General features: G+C 72.4%; 12 protein-coding genes. 4 read left to right on the forward strand and 8 right to left on the reverse strand.

The window, feature by feature from the left end; all coding sequences use genetic code 11:
- Nucleotides 1–264 precede the first annotated feature (264 nt).
- Nucleotides 265–1,410, forward strand: coding sequence for an alpha-lytic protease prodomain-containing protein (locus QFZ71_RS28360; protein ID WP_307671001.1), 1,146 nt, complete (start codon nucleotides 265–267; stop codon nucleotides 1,408–1,410).
- Between the two features lie 382 nt (nucleotides 1,411–1,792).
- Here QFZ71_RS28360 and QFZ71_RS28365 read toward each other — a convergent pair whose 3' ends face one another.
- A complete protein-coding gene (locus QFZ71_RS28365; RefSeq protein WP_307671002.1) occupies nucleotides 1,793–4,729 on the reverse strand; it encodes a hypothetical protein in 2,937 nt (978 codons plus the stop codon).
- A 401-nt stretch (nucleotides 4,730–5,130) separates the two neighbouring features.
- Between QFZ71_RS28365 and QFZ71_RS28370 the strand changes: the two genes are divergently transcribed.
- Nucleotides 5,131–6,456: a transglycosylase family protein gene (locus QFZ71_RS28370; protein WP_307671003.1), complete on the forward strand. Its 1,326-nt coding sequence runs from the start codon at nucleotides 5,131–5,133 to the stop codon at nucleotides 6,454–6,456.
- Here the strand turns inward: QFZ71_RS28370 and QFZ71_RS28375 are convergent.
- On the reverse strand, nucleotides 6,426–7,589 hold the full coding sequence (locus tag QFZ71_RS28375; protein WP_373465166.1) for a DMT family transporter: 1,164 nt from the start codon (nucleotides 7,587–7,589) through the stop codon (nucleotides 6,426–6,428). The two genes, QFZ71_RS28370 and QFZ71_RS28375, sit on opposite strands and share 31 nt — an antisense overlap.
- A gap of 243 nt (nucleotides 7,590–7,832) precedes the next feature.
- Here QFZ71_RS28375 and QFZ71_RS28380 point away from each other — a divergent pair, with 243 nt between their 5' ends.
- Entirely contained in the window at nucleotides 7,833–8,537 is a 705-nt protein-coding gene (locus QFZ71_RS28380; protein WP_307671005.1) for a (2Fe-2S)-binding protein, read from the forward strand.
- 33 nt (nucleotides 8,538–8,570) lie between these two features.
- On the opposite strand, the gene QFZ71_RS28385 is transcribed toward QFZ71_RS28380, so the two are convergent.
- Together QFZ71_RS28385 and QFZ71_RS28390 are read right to left on the reverse strand one after the other, a co-directional pair.
- Nucleotides 8,571–8,933, reverse strand: coding sequence for an STAS domain-containing protein (locus tag QFZ71_RS28385; protein ID WP_307671006.1), 363 nt, complete (start codon nucleotides 8,931–8,933; stop codon nucleotides 8,571–8,573).
- A 225-nt stretch (nucleotides 8,934–9,158) separates the two neighbouring features.
- On the reverse strand, nucleotides 9,159–9,674 hold the full coding sequence (locus tag QFZ71_RS28390; protein ID WP_307671007.1) for a MarR family winged helix-turn-helix transcriptional regulator: 516 nt from the start codon (nucleotides 9,672–9,674) through the stop codon (nucleotides 9,159–9,161).
- A gap of 86 nt (nucleotides 9,675–9,760) precedes the next feature.
- On the opposite strand from QFZ71_RS28390, the gene QFZ71_RS28395 reads away from it, so the two are divergent.
- Entirely contained in the window at nucleotides 9,761–10,927 is a 1,167-nt protein-coding gene (locus QFZ71_RS28395) for a PP2C family protein-serine/threonine phosphatase (protein WP_307671008.1), read from the forward strand.
- 126 nt (nucleotides 10,928–11,053) lie between these two features.
- Here the strand turns inward: QFZ71_RS28395 and QFZ71_RS28400 are convergent, their stop codons facing one another.
- From QFZ71_RS28400 to QFZ71_RS28415, 4 genes are all read right to left on the reverse strand, one after another.
- Nucleotides 11,054–11,509 carry an ATP-binding protein gene (locus QFZ71_RS28400; RefSeq protein WP_307671009.1) on the reverse strand — a complete coding sequence of 152 codons (456 nt, stop codon included), beginning with the start codon at nucleotides 11,507–11,509 and terminating at the stop codon, nucleotides 11,054–11,056.
- A gap of 95 nt (nucleotides 11,510–11,604) precedes the next feature.
- Nucleotides 11,605–12,048, reverse strand: a complete 444-nt coding sequence (locus tag QFZ71_RS28405) for a response regulator (protein WP_307671010.1) — start codon at nucleotides 12,046–12,048, stop codon at nucleotides 11,605–11,607.
- Entirely contained in the window at nucleotides 12,045–13,676 is a 1,632-nt protein-coding gene (locus tag QFZ71_RS28410) for an ATP-binding protein (RefSeq protein WP_307671011.1), read from the reverse strand. The genes QFZ71_RS28405 and QFZ71_RS28410 overlap by 4 nt, the downstream gene beginning before the upstream one ends.
- Nucleotides 13,666–14,901, reverse strand: coding sequence for a PP2C family protein-serine/threonine phosphatase (locus QFZ71_RS28415; RefSeq protein WP_307671614.1), 1,236 nt, complete (start codon nucleotides 14,899–14,901; stop codon nucleotides 13,666–13,668). Before QFZ71_RS28415 ends, QFZ71_RS28410 begins: the two co-directional genes overlap by 11 nt.
- Between the last annotated feature and the right edge of the window lie 134 nt (nucleotides 14,902–15,035).

Consider the following 15,035-nt stretch of genomic DNA (forward strand, 5'->3'; position numbering starts at 1 on the left):
AGTAGGACCGCCGGCCGGGAGCCGGATGAGTACGGCTACTCAACGAGGTGTGGAGTGTCGTCCCCCGCAAGGGACCGGAAGGCGTCACGCACCGCCTTGCGGTCATCACGTCATTGGCATGGACCTGACTTTCGAACTCCGCTACAGTCCGGGACGGCACATCTGAGAGCGCTCTCACGCGGCACGATCAGCATGCGCTCCCGGACGCCTCCCGTTCCACTCCTACGCCCCCACGTCGCTGGAACAACAGGAAGGGTCACTCCCTTGAGACACGCAACCCTGCTGCGGGCCGGTCTGTCCGCACTCCTGCTCGTCGGAGCCTGGGCCGCCGCCGGCCCCTCGTCCGCCTCCGCCGCCCCCACCGAATCCGCGCACCTCCCCGCCTCCACCGCCCTGCTCACCGCGATGCAGCGCGACTTCGGCATCAGCGAGAGCGAGGCCGTCGCCAGGCTCGCCGACGAGAAGGCGGCCACCGCCCTGGAGCCGAAGGCGCAGCGCGCGGCGGGCTCCGCCTTCGGCGGCACCTGGTTCGACGCGAAGTCCCGCAAGCTGGTCGTCGCCGTCACGAGCGCCTCCAAGGCCGACGCCGTACGGGCCACCGGTGCCGACGTCCGCATGGTCGAGCACTCGGCCGCGCAGCTCGACGCGGCGAAGGCCCGCATCGACGCCCTGCCCGCCCCGGCCGGGGTGAGCAGCTGGCGCGTCGATCCGGCGCGCAGCAGGGTCGTCGTCGACGTCGTGGCGTCCGAGCGGCGTGACAACGATGTCCGTGCCTTCGTGGCCAAGGCCCGCAAGGTTGGTCCCGTGACGGTGGAGACCACCGCCGAAGCGCCGCAGACCTTCGCCGCGGGAACGGTCGGAGGCGACCCGTACTACACGGGCAACGTCCGCTGCTCGATCGGCTTCTCCGTCCACGGCGGCTTCGTCACCGCCGGACACTGCGGCGGTGCGGGCCAGTCCGTGCGCGGCTGGGACGGTTCCGCGATCGGCAACTTCCAGGGCTCGTCCTTCCCCGGAAACGACTACGCCTGGGTGAACGTGGCCAACGGCTGGTGGACCGTGCCGGTCGTCCTCGGCTGGGGGACCGTCTCCGACCAGCTCGTCCGTGGCTCCAACGAAGCGCCGATCGGTGCGTCGATCTGCCGCTCCGGCTCCACCACGCGCTGGCACTGCGGCCGGGTCCTCGCCAAGAACGAGACCGTCAACTACAGCCAGGGCGCCGTGTACCAGATGACCAAGACGAGCGTCTGCGCCGAGGGCGGCGACTCCGGAGGCTCGTTCATCAGCGGCGACCAGGCCCAGGGCGTCACCTCCGGCGGCTGGGGCAACTGCTCCTCCGGCGGGGAGACCTGGTACCAGCCGGTCAACGAGATCCTCAACCGGTACGGGCTGAGGCTGCACACCGCCTGATCCGGCGGAGCCGCCTCGCCGTCCTCCCCGGCGAGGCGGCTCCTGCGGGGGTCCTCGCCGTCTGCGGGGCGAACCGGTCCCGCGTCGGCCGGCGGGCCTCTGCGGCGGGCGACATGGAGCGGCTGCGGAAGCTGGTGACCCACCGGCGGGCGGGATGCGGTCCTGGAGAGGTCGCGGAGCCACGAAACCCCGGTGAGGACCTCCGTTCCGGCCGGTGGACCGAGCCCACCAGTGACCCTGTACGCCTCGACGCGGCAGATCGCGGCCTCCTCCACCTGCTCACGGCCTGAGCGGACAGCACTCCGGACCGACCCGGACAGCTCCTCCGCAACCCCGTTTCCCGGCTTCGCTTCGGCGCCCTCCGTCCTCTCGGTGCCTCCGCTCAGCGCCGTCCGCCGCCCCCGGTCGTGCCGGTGCCACCCGTACCGCCTCCGCCTGTCAGAGGGGAGGCACATCCCGCGCAAGGGCCGGTGCCCTGGCGGATGTACCGGTGCTGGTTCGCCAGTTCGACCGCGCGGGTCACCGAGGCGTCCTCGGCCGGAACGCCGATGCCGAACCGTCCGTAGAAGGTCAGCAGACCCGCGTCGGCCCGGTCGACCGCCACGGCGGTGCGCTCGTAGGCCACCGCCGTCAGCCGGCGGACGTCGATCTGTACGAGTCGGCGGCCCTCCGGCCGGGGCTGTCCTGCGGCCTCACCCCAGCGCTGGAAGGCCGTCTTCACCGGGCCGTCCTCCACCAGTCCGCCGAGATACTCCTTGACCAGCTGCACGGCCTGGTTGTCACCGAGGTCGAGGGTGTCCAGGGCGCGGGTGACCGCGAGCGAGGCCAGCTCGGCGAACCGGTCGGTCCGCTCCTCCCGTTCCGCGCGTCGCCGCTGGGCCTCGTCGAGTTGCCCGAGCCGGTCCTCGAGATCGTCCCCTTCCGGGGCCGAATCGGACTCGGCCTCGGACTCGGGAGGCGTGGGATCGATGTCCAGTGTCCCGGCCTGAAACCGTCCGGCCTGCCGGGCGATGTCCAGGGCCGTCCGGTTCGCGGGCTCGCCGGGCGGCGACGGAGCGATCCGGTGCACGGCGGTGATCACGTCGCCGATCCGCGCCGCGGTCCGGGGATGGAGTGCCACCTGCCGGTGGATCTCCTGGTACGCGGCGACCGCGCCCTCGGCGTACTCCCGGCGCTGCACCTCCAGCGCGTACCGCTCCTCGACCGGGCGCCTCCACGCGCCTTCGGATACCGGAGCCACCACGACGAGGAAGACCAGCGCGACCATGATGGCGATGTTGAGGCCGGAGAGCGACCGCTGGACGGCGTTGGTGACGAGGCCCAGTGGCAGCCGGGACTCGCTGTACCGCGCCGGGCGCAGACGTCGTCGGACGCGCGCGACGAGCCCCGGCCACCGCAACAGGACATAGCTGCCGATCGCCAGCACCGTGTAGGCCGCCATCCAGTACAGCCAGTGCACCTCGGTCAATCCCTGCACCTTCTCGACCACCTCCAGCACCACGGCCACCTGAGGCGGCGTGAAGGAGAGGACGTTGGCCAGCCAGACCATGAACAGGGTGAGCACCAGGCCGAGTTCGGCGGACAGGACGACGTCGGCCGCCGCCTGGACGGTCCGCCGCGAAGAGCCCTGCATCCACCGCCACCCGCACCAGGAGAGCCAGAGGGCGATCGGGAAGAAGAGTCCGGCGGCGGGCGCGACCGTGAGCACGTCACCGGAGGCCATCTGCCGGCAGGCGAGCACGACCAGGAACACGCCGGGGAGGTCGGGAAGATGGCGGACCAGTGCATGTTCCGACGGCACGCACCGGCCCACCGCGAGCAGCAGGGCCCAGCCGCCGAAGAGGAGCAGCGCCACCAGAGGCACCAGGCGGGAAGGAAACGCGCGGAAGAGGAGGAAGAGCAGAACCAGGGGGCCGACGAAGACGCACAGGACAAGGCCGGCCGAGGCGGCGTACCGGCGGTGGCGGAACCAGCGGATCGCGGCTTCGAGGAAGATCTCGCCGCCGACCTTCCACCCGGCCGTGATGGCGGTCACGGCGAGCAGGCCGGCCAGCACCCCGCCGATGGCGCCGATGACCGCCCTGAGGACGGCGAGGAGCACGGCCCCCACCTCGTCGATCTCGTCCCGCGTGCCGAGGTGCCACGCCGCCCACGCCCCCATTCCGAAGACGAGGTACTGGGAGAGGAGTTCGAGCAGTTCGTCCCGTGGGAGCACCGGAGCGGCCGGAGCGTTGCGTGCCGCAACCGGGGTGGTCGGGGCGGTACCCGCCGCAGCCGGGGCGGGCGCGGAGGGGGCGGGCGCGGCAGTGTCCGGGGCCGACTCGGGCGAGGCGGGTGCCGACTCGGGGGGTGCGGTGGACGGTTGTGGGGAGGCAGGCGCCGACTCGGGTGTGGCGGCGGACGGTTCGGGCGAGTCCGGTGTCGACTCGGCGGCCGCTGAGGGTGGTTGGGGTGGGCGCTGAAGGGCGTGCCGGTGCAGCCGCTGGGCGAGGTCGAGGAAGAGTTCCAGATTCGCCACCCGGTACCGGTACCTCAGGAAATGCGTCGGGAAGTCACTGCCGCGGGAGGAGATCATGAGCAGCCCCTCCGGCGAGAGGGCGAGCGAGCGGACGTCCTCCCACGTCGTGAAGTCGTCCCGGCCGTGCCTGCGCCGTACGGTCACTCCGGTCCGGTTCAGCACCAGGTCCCCGAACGTGACGTCGCCGCCGCCGAGGGCCGTATCGGTGGCCGGTCCCCCCTGCGCGGCCCGGATGCCCCGCCGGATCGCCGGGTCCCACTCCTCATCCCCGGGGACCTGGGCGCCCCGGATCACCGTACGGGTCCGCAGGCCCTTGATCCGCTCCCCACCGAACGCGGGCCGACGGCCGGGCGGCCCCAGCGTGACGACCGTCCCCTGCGGGGTGCACAGTTTGACGCGGTCCCAGCCATCCGTGAACACCGCTGTTGTCAGCCAGGGGTAGACCACGTTCCGGCCGTGCGCCGTGACCGCGACGAGGCCCTTCTCGTGGAGGCGGAACTCGACCTTCGCATGGCGTCGATACCACGACACCCGTACGGCGAACGGCACCAGCAACCCCAGCCCGCCGGACACCGCCGGCACGAGGGCCCCGCCCCTGCCGACGGCCGCACAGACGAGGAGCGCCAGGATGGAGGCGAGGGCCGCCACGGGTGTGAGGGCGAGCAGCAGCGACGCGTACGCGGAGAGCTTCCCGGGCAACGGCCGGTAGGTACGGCGGTGGGCGCCCAGCTCCGGATGGTCCGGGTGCTCGGGCCGCTGCGGATCCTCCGCGTCGTCCGCCGTGTCGCACTCCGTGCTCATGAGCCCACCTGTCCCGCCGGGGCGGCCCGCGCAACTCCTCTTCCACGCAGACTCGTTGACCAGGCCGGACGGCACGGTAGCACCCCGCCCGCGTGGTGGGCGGCAGAAGGGGGGCTCTGTGCCGAGCGGCCGTGCTCCGGCAGGGCAGGGCAGGCGTCCGGTGCCGTCAGCGCATGGACCAGCAGGCCCCGGGTCATCCCCGCGCAACCTGAACAGGACGAGTTCCCCGGGGAGTTCGCCGGGTCCCTGCTCGCAGACTCCCCGCCAGGCCGCCGAGGGACGGAATCCGGCCACGGGCTTCACCCCGGGCGGCCGAGTATCACGTTTTGCTTGTGATCAGTCACCGCGCGGACCTACGTTGCCCCTTGCGAGATGTACCGAAGCCAGTGGGGGAGCCACGTATGGCCGCGACCGGACGGCACCGCAGATATCAGCCGAGCCGCATCAACCGTGCTTCGCTCACGGTGACGGCGGGAGGCGCGGGCATCGCGCTCCCGCTCATCACCGCGGCGTCGGCCGGGGCCGCGCCGAGCGAGGTCTGGGAGAAGGTCGCCGCCTGCGAGTCCAGCGGCAACTGGTCCGTCAACACGGGCAACGGATATTACGGCGGGCTCCAGTTCAGCGGCTCCACCTGGGCGGCCTACGGCGGCACGGAGTACGCTCCGCGCGCCGATCTCGCCACGCGGGACCAGCAGATCGCCGTCGCCGAGCGGGTACTCGACGGCCAGGGCCCCGGCGCCTGGCCCACCTGTTCCGTACGGGCGGGGCTCAGCCGGGGCGGGGACGCGCCCGAGGTCTCACCGGGTACGGGCGCCGACGCGCAGAGCGCCGGGGCCCGCCCCGTCCGGGCCGCTCCGCAGAGCGCTCCCGTGCGCCCCCGGGCCCGCCCCGCCGCGGCGACCCCCACCCACGTGCCGGGCAAGCGCGACTCGTACACCGTCGCAAGCGGCGACTCCCTCTCCGGCATCGCGTCCGCCCAGCAGGTCCGCGGTGGCTGGCAGGGCCTCTACGCCGCCAACCGCACCGTCGTCGGCGACGACCCGGACCTGATCCATCCCGGACAGCGGCTGAGCCTCGACGGGAGCCGGACGGCCCGGGCGGGCGACGGGCGGAACGCGACGAAGCCGGCGCGGGAAGCCGCGCGCGGGGCGAAGAAGGCGGACCGGCCCGACGCCGAGCCCACGAAGCAGCCGCCCGCGCAGGCCGCGCCGAAGCAGCGGACCCCCGAGAGGGCCGCCCCGAAGCGGGAAGCTCCGAAGAAGGAAGCCCCGAAGCGGGAAGCGCCGAAGAAGGAGCGGCCCGCTCCGGAGCGCGCCGTGCAGCAGTCCGGCTTCAGTGCCCCGGTGGCGGCCGGTACCGGCACCCCGTACCGGCAGGCCGGTGGTTGGTCCAGCGGCTACCACACCGGAGTGGATTTCCCCGTGCCCACCGGGACGTCGGTCAAGTCCGTGGCCCCGGGGCGCGTCGTCTCGGCGGGCTGGGCCGGAGCGTACGGGTACGAGGTCGTCATCCGGCACAGCGACGGCAAGTACAGCCAGTACGCCCATCTTTCCGCGCTCCACGTGCGCGCCGGCCAGTCGGTCTCCGGCGGACAGCGCATCGCCCGCTCCGGCTCCACGGGCAACAGCACGGGCCCGCACCTGCACTTCGAGATCCGTACGGGCCCCGGATACGGCTCCGACGTCGACCCGCTGGCCTACCTGCGGGCAGGCGGCGTCAGGGTCTGAACCGTCCGCTCGGCGGAAGGGCGGCGCAGCGTGGCCCCGGTGCGCATGCGGCGCGGGTGCGGTTCCGGCGCACCGAACTGCACCTGAGGCACCGCCTGACCCGGCGGCAGCGGCGACGACCCGCGCACCGCGGGCCGTCGTTCCCCCGGGGGCCCGGGTACGCTCGGCGGCGGTGAGGTGCGCCCCCCTCCGGATCCCTCCGGCTCGCGCACGGCTTCCTCCGCACCGGGGGCGTCGACCGGGACCGCGCGCCGGATGCCGGAGCACGCCGCGCCCGCCCGCACCTCCTCGGCGTGCTCCCGGTGCAGCCGCTCCCTGGTCAGCATGATCAGACCGGCGATGGCCAGCGCCCCGCAGCAGAGGGCGAGGACCGTGCCCGGAACACCGAGACGGAAGTGCTCGCCGAACAGCGTGATGCCGATCGCGGCGGCCACCACCGGGTTGACCACCGTCACCGTCGCGAGCGGAGCCGTGAGCCCCGCGCCCCGGTAGGCGGCCTGGGACAGGAACAGCCCCGCCGCCGCCAGACCGGCGATCGCCAGCAGTGGCAGCGCGCCGGAGCGCACCGGACCGGACGTCCACTCGACGGCCACGGTCTTGGTGAACACCGAGGCCATACCGAACGCCCCGCCCGCACCCGTCGCCAGGACGATACTGCGCAGGACCGGTCGCCGCAGCGTTCGCGCGAACACGACCAGGGCCCCGAGGGCCCCGAACGTCACCGACGCCAGCAGCACCTGTTCAGGGCCGTCCAGCGAGTGCGGCTCCGCGTTCCCCGTGAGCGCCAGCAGCCCGCCGAGCCCCGCCGTCGCCATCAACGCGCCACGCCAGGCGACCGCCCCCGCCCGACGCCCGACGAACAGGGCCGCCATCGGGAGGGCGAAGACGATCGTCAGCGCCCCGAGCGGCTGGACCAGGCTGAGAGGGCCGTAGGCGAGCGCCACCACGTGCAGGACCGCGCCGGCTCCGTTGAGCGCGACGGCGACCCACCACACACCGGTGCGCAGCAGGGCGCGCGAGGAGTTGTCCCCGGTCGCCGCCACGCGCTCCTGGATGATCGCCCCGGCCGCGTAGGCGACCGCGGAGACCAGTGACAGCAGCACGGACAGCGCAAGGGAACTCATGTACACCACGATGTCCCGTCCGGGGCCCGGCGTCGTCGTCCTTGAGTCTGCACTTCGGCGTACTGCCCCAGGAGTACGCCTCTCCGGCCGACGTCCTCCTCTCGACGGTAGCCCCGCTGCCCCCGGCCGTCAGAATGTGGCGCCCGGCGGATACGGTGAGCCGCGCGGGCGGCACGGAACGTGTCCGCACGGCCGGTCGTGCGAGCGGCCGGCCGGCCGGCCGAGGGATCGTGGACCGAGGGGGAGCGGGGCGTGGATCTGGTGCTACTGGCGTCGGTGGGCGGGTTCTTCGCGTTGCGAACCACGCCGGTGCCGGGCGGCGGCCACCAGCCGCTGGAGCAGCTGTACGCCGGCGGGAACGGCCCACTGGCCGCGCGGGTCGAGAAGGTCTCGGCGCGCCTCGCGGCCCCCGAGCGCAGGGTCGCCGCCTCGATCGCCCATCTCGGCCTGGCCGCCAGGCTCTGGTCCCTCGCCGTCGGCCCGGCAGCGCTCTTCGGGCGCGTTCCCGCCCTGACGCCCGGCCTCCTGCACTGGGACCCGCTGGCCACCTCGCCCGACGACCTGTGGCTCGCGGGGACGGAGGAGCTGCCCGGAACGGCGGACAGCGTCCGCGAGCAGATCCAGTACGGGCATCTGGTGCCGCTGGCCGAGGCGTTCCGGCGGGACGGGAACATCTCCCCGCGGCTCCTGTGGGGCAACGCGGGGTCCGCGCTGGCCGGGGCCGTACGCGAACTCCTCGCGTTCGCACGCGTCCATGACCGGCCGGACGTGGCCGCGCGGGCGCGTGCGCTGGCGGCCGAACTCTTCGACGACGAGGCACTGCGCGGGACCGGGGCCCCGCACGGCCCGGCGTTCCGGCGGCGCAGCTGCTGCCTGTACTGGCGCTGTCCCGGCGGTGGGCTGTGCGGGGACTGCGTGTTCGACCGGGCACCCGGATCACCCGCTACGGGCCGGTAGCGGCCCGTCGTCGGCGGGCGCCGCCGGGGAGCGTCAGGACGGCAGTACGGCGTCGATGGCGTGGTCGACCGACGGCAGCACCGGGAGGGCGCTGTCGAGACCGATCATGCCGATCAGCCGCCGCATGAAGGGGGACGGGGCGGCGAGGCGCATCCGGTCACCCAGCGCGGTGTGCCCCTGGAGGAGGACGTTCACCATCGTCGAGTCCGCGAAATTCACGCCCGAGAGGTCCACGACCACCGGACCGGAGGGGGCGTCGGCCGCCGTGGCGAGAGCCTCACTCAGCGGGCCGACACTGTCGATGTCGAGGTCGCCCGACACCGTGATGACCAGAGCACCCCGCTCCCGTCGGGTGAGGACTCTGACGGCTCTGTCTTCGTTGGGCGATGAAAGCACGGAAGGCACCTCGGGCGGATCGGGAGGGGGGACGGGCAGGCTTTCTGTCGGACAGGTCGGCCTCGGTTCCGTCCCTGGTCGCGGTGGGGTACGGGGGTAACGATAGGAGTAACAGTTGCCATTTGACAACATTCTCCATCGGGTAACAATCTGGTCCCCGGCAGCAGCTCGTGCTGCTGCCGACGGCGGAGCGCCGATGGATGCGGAAGCAGGGGCGGGATGAGGCTAGGCGCTGTCGGCGACATCGTCGCGGAGCGGCGGGGAGGCGGCGTCCCCGTTCGGGGAGAGGCGCTCCGAAGCCGCCGCGTGGAAGGCCGCGAGGCCGTCCGTGAGCGCGGCGAGCGCGGCGGGATCCATCCGCTCCAGCACCGCGTTGAGCTCACGGGCGCGCAGGGCCCGGTACTCTTCGAGAAGCGCCCGTCCCCGCAGACTCAGTCTCAGTTCCACCTCGCGCCGGCTGGACGGGCTGGGCGCCCGCTTGACGAGTCCCATCGCCTCCATCCGGTCGCAGAGCCTGCTGACGGACGGGGCGCGCGAACCCAGGGCCTCACCCAGCGCCCGCAGGTTCGTCCCTTCGTGCTTCTCGATGACGAGCAGCGCCCGGAGCTGCGACGGCGACACGGTTCCCGAGGCGGCGGATTCCTGACCCCGGCCCCAGAGCACTTCCAGCAGTTCCGAGGCGGCGACAGCGTCGGCGGACGCCTGTTGGCGGCTGCTCGGGCGGAATCCTCGGTGGGGCATCCACCCACTGTGTCACCCGCCGGGCCTCCTTGTCAGCCCGGCCTCGGCCCCTACAGCGTCGCAGGACGAAGAATGTGCGAGAGACCGTGAAGAGAAGAACGGACATCGAGGCCGCCGTGAGGGCGGCCGCGCCGCACGCCCTGCTGGCCACCTTGCGCACCGAGATCATCAGCGCCTACGGGGCCCTCGCGGTGGATCTGCACCTCGCCGATTACGGCCTTCGGGTCCTCACACCCCTGGACCGGCCCGACGAGAACGAGCCGCTGTCCCTTCACAACAGTCCCGAGGGCAGGGCCTTCGGCAGCCAGGAGCCCCGCGAGCAGCAGGTCCGGCACGACGACGCCGTGGACCACCACCTGCCCGTGACCGTCCGGGGCGAACGGCTCGGCATCCTCACGGTCCGGCTGCCCCAGGCGCTGTCCACCCCGGAGCTGGTCGGCGAACTGGCCCGCCTGGCCGACCTGCTGGGCCACGAGATCCTGGTCGCCGAGCGGGACACCGACCTGTACCAGCGCGCCCGGCGCACCACGCGCCTCACCCTCGCCGCCGAGATGCAGTGGCAGCTGCTGCCCGCCCGCGCCTGCACCGCCGCCGAGTTCGCGATCGGGGCGCAGCTGGAGCCCGCGTACGCCATCCACGGCGACAACTTCGACTGGGCCGCCGACGCCGACGAGCTGACCCTCGCGGTGACCAACGGCATGGGCGAGGGCATACAGGCATCCCTGCTCACCAACCTCGCCGTCAACGCCCTGCGCAACGCCCGCCGGGCCGGCGTCGGCATCGCGGACCAGGCGGCCCTCGCCGACCAGGCCATCTACGACCAGCACCGGGGCGCTTCCCACGTCTCCACCCTGCTGCTCCGTTTCGAGCTGGCGACCGGGCGGGTCGGCGTCGTCGACGCGGGGTCGCCCCAGCTGTGGATGCAGCGCGGCCGTGCGGTCCACCGGGTCGAGCTGGAGGCCCAGTTGCCGCTCGGCATGTTCGAGGAGTCGCAGTACGCGGTCCAGGAGTTCCACGTGGAGCCCGGCGACCGCCTGCTGCTGTTCAGCGACGGCGTCTACGACACGGTGTCCCCGCAGGGCGAGGTGTACGGGGACCGGATGCTGGCGCGCGCCATCCAGTCCACCAGGCTCCTCCCGGCCGCCACCGTCCCGCGCGCCCTGCTCGCCGAACTGGCGGAGTACCGGAGGAAGGAAACGCCCGACGACGCGCTGGTCCTCTGCCTGGACTGGTACGGCAGGCAGGAGGGCTGAGAACGGGGCGAGCGCCGGCCGGTCACGTCGCGGGCGGCCGGGACCCGGCTCTCCGGTCGGGGCCGAGGCCACCGCCGTGGTCGACGCGGCCACCGTGATACGAGGCCCGGAGCGGCGTCGGCGGGCTCAGGTGCTGAGCTGGAACTCCGCCCGGATCCGCTTGCCCACCGGCACCCGCTCGGCCGTGAGCCGGTCGCACAGGGCCACCACGATCTCCATGCCGTGCCCGCCGAGCCGGGACGGGTCAGGGGCGTACAGGACGGGCATCGCGGTGCTGCTGTCGTACACCGTGACGCTGATGAGCCGCGCGTTGCCCTCCAGCTCCAGGAGGTAGGGGCCGTGGCTGTAGCGGTCCGCGTTGGTGACCAGCTCGCTCACGGCCAGCATCAGATCGCTGCGCGTGTGTTCCCCGATCGGAGCGCCGCACTCCTCCACGAGCCGCGTGAGGAAGCTGTCGGCGAGCGTACGGGCCATCGCGATGCACCCCGGCTCGCCGTCGAAGACCTCTGCGCTGAGCAGTACCTCGGCGGAAGCCAGCCCCTGACCCGGATCTTCCGGTGGGGAGGTGACCTGTTCGTTCATGTGCTCCAGCCAAGGCGCTGCAGTGAGGTCGGAAACCTTTTCCGCCATTCGTCTACCCGAGGTGACGAGTCCCAGTCCAAGGAACCTCCCAGATCCTACTTACGCCCGGGCAGCCGCACCACGGTCACGAAGAACTCGTCGATCTGGCGCACCGCCGCGATGAACTGGTCGAGGTCCACCGGCTTCGTCACGTACGCGTTGGCGTGGAGCTTGTAGCTGCGCAGGATGTCCTCCTCGGCCGAGGACGTGGTGAGCACGACCACCGGGATGAGCGAGAGCTCGGGGTCGCCCTTGATCTGCTCCAGCACCTGCCGCCCGTCGTACTTGGGCAGGTTCAGGTCCAGGAGCACCAGGTCGGGGCGGGGAGCGTCGCCGTACTCGCCGCGCCGGTAGAGGAAGTCCAGCGCCTCCTGCCCGTCGCGCACGACATGCAGGGTGTTGCGGATCTTGTTGTCCTCGAAGGCCTCACGGGTCATCAGCTCGTCGCCGGGATCGTCCTCGACGAGCAGGACCTCGATGGGTTGGACTGGCGCGTTCACGAAGAGTCTCCCGACTGGCTGGTGAGTACGGCGGGGGCGAGCAGTTCCGCCGGGGTGTGGGTCGGCGCCTCGGGCGCCACGGGCAGGGTGAAGTGGATACGGGTGCCTTCGTCCGGTTCCGGCTCCAGCCAGATCCGGCCACCGTGGAACTCGACGATCTTCCGGCAGAGGGCGAGGCCGATGCCGGTGCCGTCGTACTCGTCACGGGCGTGCAGCCGCTGGAAGATCACGAACACCTTGTCCGCGAACTCGGGGGCGATGCCGATCCCGTTGTCCGACACCGTCAGGTGCCAGTGGTCGTCCTCGCGCACGCAGCCGACGGTGATCCGGGGCGCACGGTCCGGATGGCGGAACTTCACCGCGTTGCCGATGAGGTTCTGCCAGACCATGGTGAGCGCGGTGGAGTCCCCGAGCAGCTCCGGCAGCTCGTCGGGCCGCTCGATGCCCGCGCCCGACTCCTCGATCGCGGCGGACAGGTTGCCCAGGGCGCGGTCGAACGACCGGCCCAGGTCGACCGGCTTCCAGCCGTCGTGGACCCGGCCCACGCGCGAAAAGGTCAGCAGGTCGTTGATGAGCACCTGCATGCGCTTGGCGCCGTCCACCGCGAACGCGATGTACTGCTTGCCCCGGTCGTCCAGCTCGGTGCCGTACCGCTTCTCCAGGAGCTGGCAGAACGAGGCGACCTTGCGCAGCGGCTCCTGGAGGTCGTGCGAGGCGACGTACGCGAACTGCTCCAGCTCGGAGTTGGAACGGCGCAGCTCCTCGGTCTGGCCCGCGAGCAGCTCCTCGCGCTGCTGCGCGTCGGCCAGCTCGTCGGACAGCCGACGGCGCATGTCCTCCACCGCTCCGGCCACGGCCTGCACGTCGGACGGGCCCTTGATCTCGATCCGGCGGTCGACCGTGCCCGAGCGCACCGCGTCGGAGGCGGCCCGCAGCCGGTTCAGCGGCACCCCCACCACCCGGTGGAGCAGCGTGCTGAGCGCCACGATCGTCAGCACGAGAACGGCGAGCAGGATGCCCACCACCCAGTCGCGGGTGGTACGCGACGCGTCCAGATCGGCCCGCGCCCGGTCACGCGCCTCGGCCAGGTGCTCCTGCTGCACGGTGTAGGCGCGCCGCAGGCTGTCGAACTCCGTCTTGCTGCTCTGGAGCTGCGCGGTGGTGCCGGAGTGGCTGGGACCGCTCTCCCGGACCGCCGCGATCAACGGCTCGGCCTTGCTCTGCCGCCACCGCCGCGCGGCGGACTCGACGGCGTCCAGGTCGGCCGCCAGCCGCTCGTCGTCGCCGACCAGCGCGCGAGCACGGGCCAGCCGCTCCCGCTCGGCCTTCCCGCCGTTCCGGTACGGCTCCAGGAAGGACTTGTCGCCGGTCAGGGCGAATCCCCGGACGCCCGTCTCCTGGTCGAGCAGGGCGTTCTGCAGTTCGAAGGAGACCGACCGGGCCGGCTGGATTCGGTCCACCAGTTCGTCGGTGCGCTGCGACATCCGGGAGAGCACCAGGCCACCGATCACCAGGCAGCCGCAGACGACCACGACGAACCCGCCGAGGATCAGGTGGACCCAGGACTGCACCGAGAGCCGGGCGGAGGGGTCCTGCTCCGGTATGGCCTTCGTGCTGTCAGTGCTCATCGTGTTCCGATCCCCAACCCAGGTGCAGTACGGCCACATCGTCCGCGAGCCCGCCGTAGGGGGCCGCCCCCTCGGAGGCTCCCGCCACCAGGGCGTCGACGAACGCGTGGGCCGGTAGATGTCCGTTGTCCTGTGCCATGGCGAGGAGCCCCTCCTCGCCGAGGCGGCTGTCGGGCCCGTCGCGTCCCTCGAACAGCCCGTCCGTGAAGAGCACCACGCCGGCGCCGGGCGGCAGCGGGACGTCCACGGTCGGCCAGCTGCCCGTACCGGGCAGCAGCCCGAGTGCCATGCCGCCCTCGGGCTCGACCCAGGACACGTCGCCGTCCTGACGCAGCAGCAGTCCGGGGTGGCCCGCCCGCAGGATCTGGGCATGCCGCTGGTCGGGCGGGAACACCAGGGAGGTGACGGTGGCGAACACGTGCGCGTCCGAGCGCTCGGCCACGAGGATCTCCTCCAGCAGCGCTATCTGCTCCACGTGTGACGTGCCGCACAGGACGGCGGTACGCCAGGCCACGCGCAGGCACACGCCGAGCGCGGCCTCGGCGGCGCCGTGCCCGGAGACGTCGCCGATCACCGCGTGCACGGTGCCGTCCGAGGTCTGCACGACGTCGTAGAAGTCCCCGCTGAGGAGGCCGTGGACCCGCCCCGGCTCGTACCGTGCACGGGCCTGGAACCGGTTGTCCCGCAGCAGGGGGACCGGTAGCAGCCCGCGCTCCAGCCGGGCGTTCTCCTGGGCGATCAACCGGTTGGCGCGCAGGGCCGCGGCGGCCCGTTCCACTTCCTTGCGCTGGAGTGCGTAGCGGATCGCGCGCGAGAGGACCTCGGGGCCCAGCCGGCCCTTGACCAGGTAGTCCTGGGCGCCTCCGGCGACGGCGCGGAGCCCGGTGCCGGACTCCTCCAGGCCGGTGAGGACGACGATCGCGGCCTCGCTGTCCGATTCCAGGATCTGGCGTACGGCGTCCAGCCCGTGGACGTCGGGGAGGTGGAGGTCGAGGAGCACGCACACCGGTGTGGCGGAGGTGCGCAGGAAGGCGCGGGCCTCGGCCAGGGTCTTGCACCAGGTGAGGGCCGAGTCCAGCTCGCTGTCGGCCAGCATCTCCTCGACGAGCACGGCGTCACCCGCGTCGTCCTCCACCAGCAGGATCGACGCGTCGAGATTCCACAGCGGGGCATCGGGGTGGTGCGGGATGCCGACCTGCTGGTCGGGGATGCCGGGGATGCCCACAGGAATCGGTGATGTGCCCACGGGCGACTCGGTCAACCCTCCACCCTCTTCGTGCGACGGCGCGGAGTGTCCGGCCTGATCTTCGGGAAGCATATGCGAGCGAAACACCCCGTCGTGGACGGGAAGGTGGGCAG

The sequence above is a fragment of the Streptomyces sp. V2I9 genome, from assembly GCF_030817475.1.
In the GTDB taxonomy this organism is placed as follows: Bacteria; Actinomycetota; Actinomycetes; order Streptomycetales; family Streptomycetaceae; genus Streptomyces.

Excerpts from the sequence above, each read along its gene's own strand:
- QFZ71_RS28370 (WP_307671003.1), top strand. The coding sequence starts at position 5,131 with ATGGCCGCGACCGGACGGCACCGCAGATATCAGCCGAGCCGCATCAAC.
- QFZ71_RS28410 (WP_307671011.1), bottom strand. The coding sequence starts at position 13,676 with ATGAGCACTGACAGCACGAAGGCCATACCGGAGCAGGACCCCTCCGCC.
- QFZ71_RS28390 (WP_307671007.1), bottom strand. The coding sequence starts at position 9,674 with ATGCCCCACCGAGGATTCCGCCCGAGCAGCCGCCAACAGGCGTCCGCC.
- QFZ71_RS28400 (WP_307671009.1), bottom strand. The coding sequence starts at position 11,509 with ATGAACGAACAGGTCACCTCCCCACCGGAAGATCCGGGTCAGGGGCTG.
- QFZ71_RS28365 (WP_307671002.1), bottom strand. The coding sequence starts at position 4,729 with ATGAGCACGGAGTGCGACACGGCGGACGACGCGGAGGATCCGCAGCGG.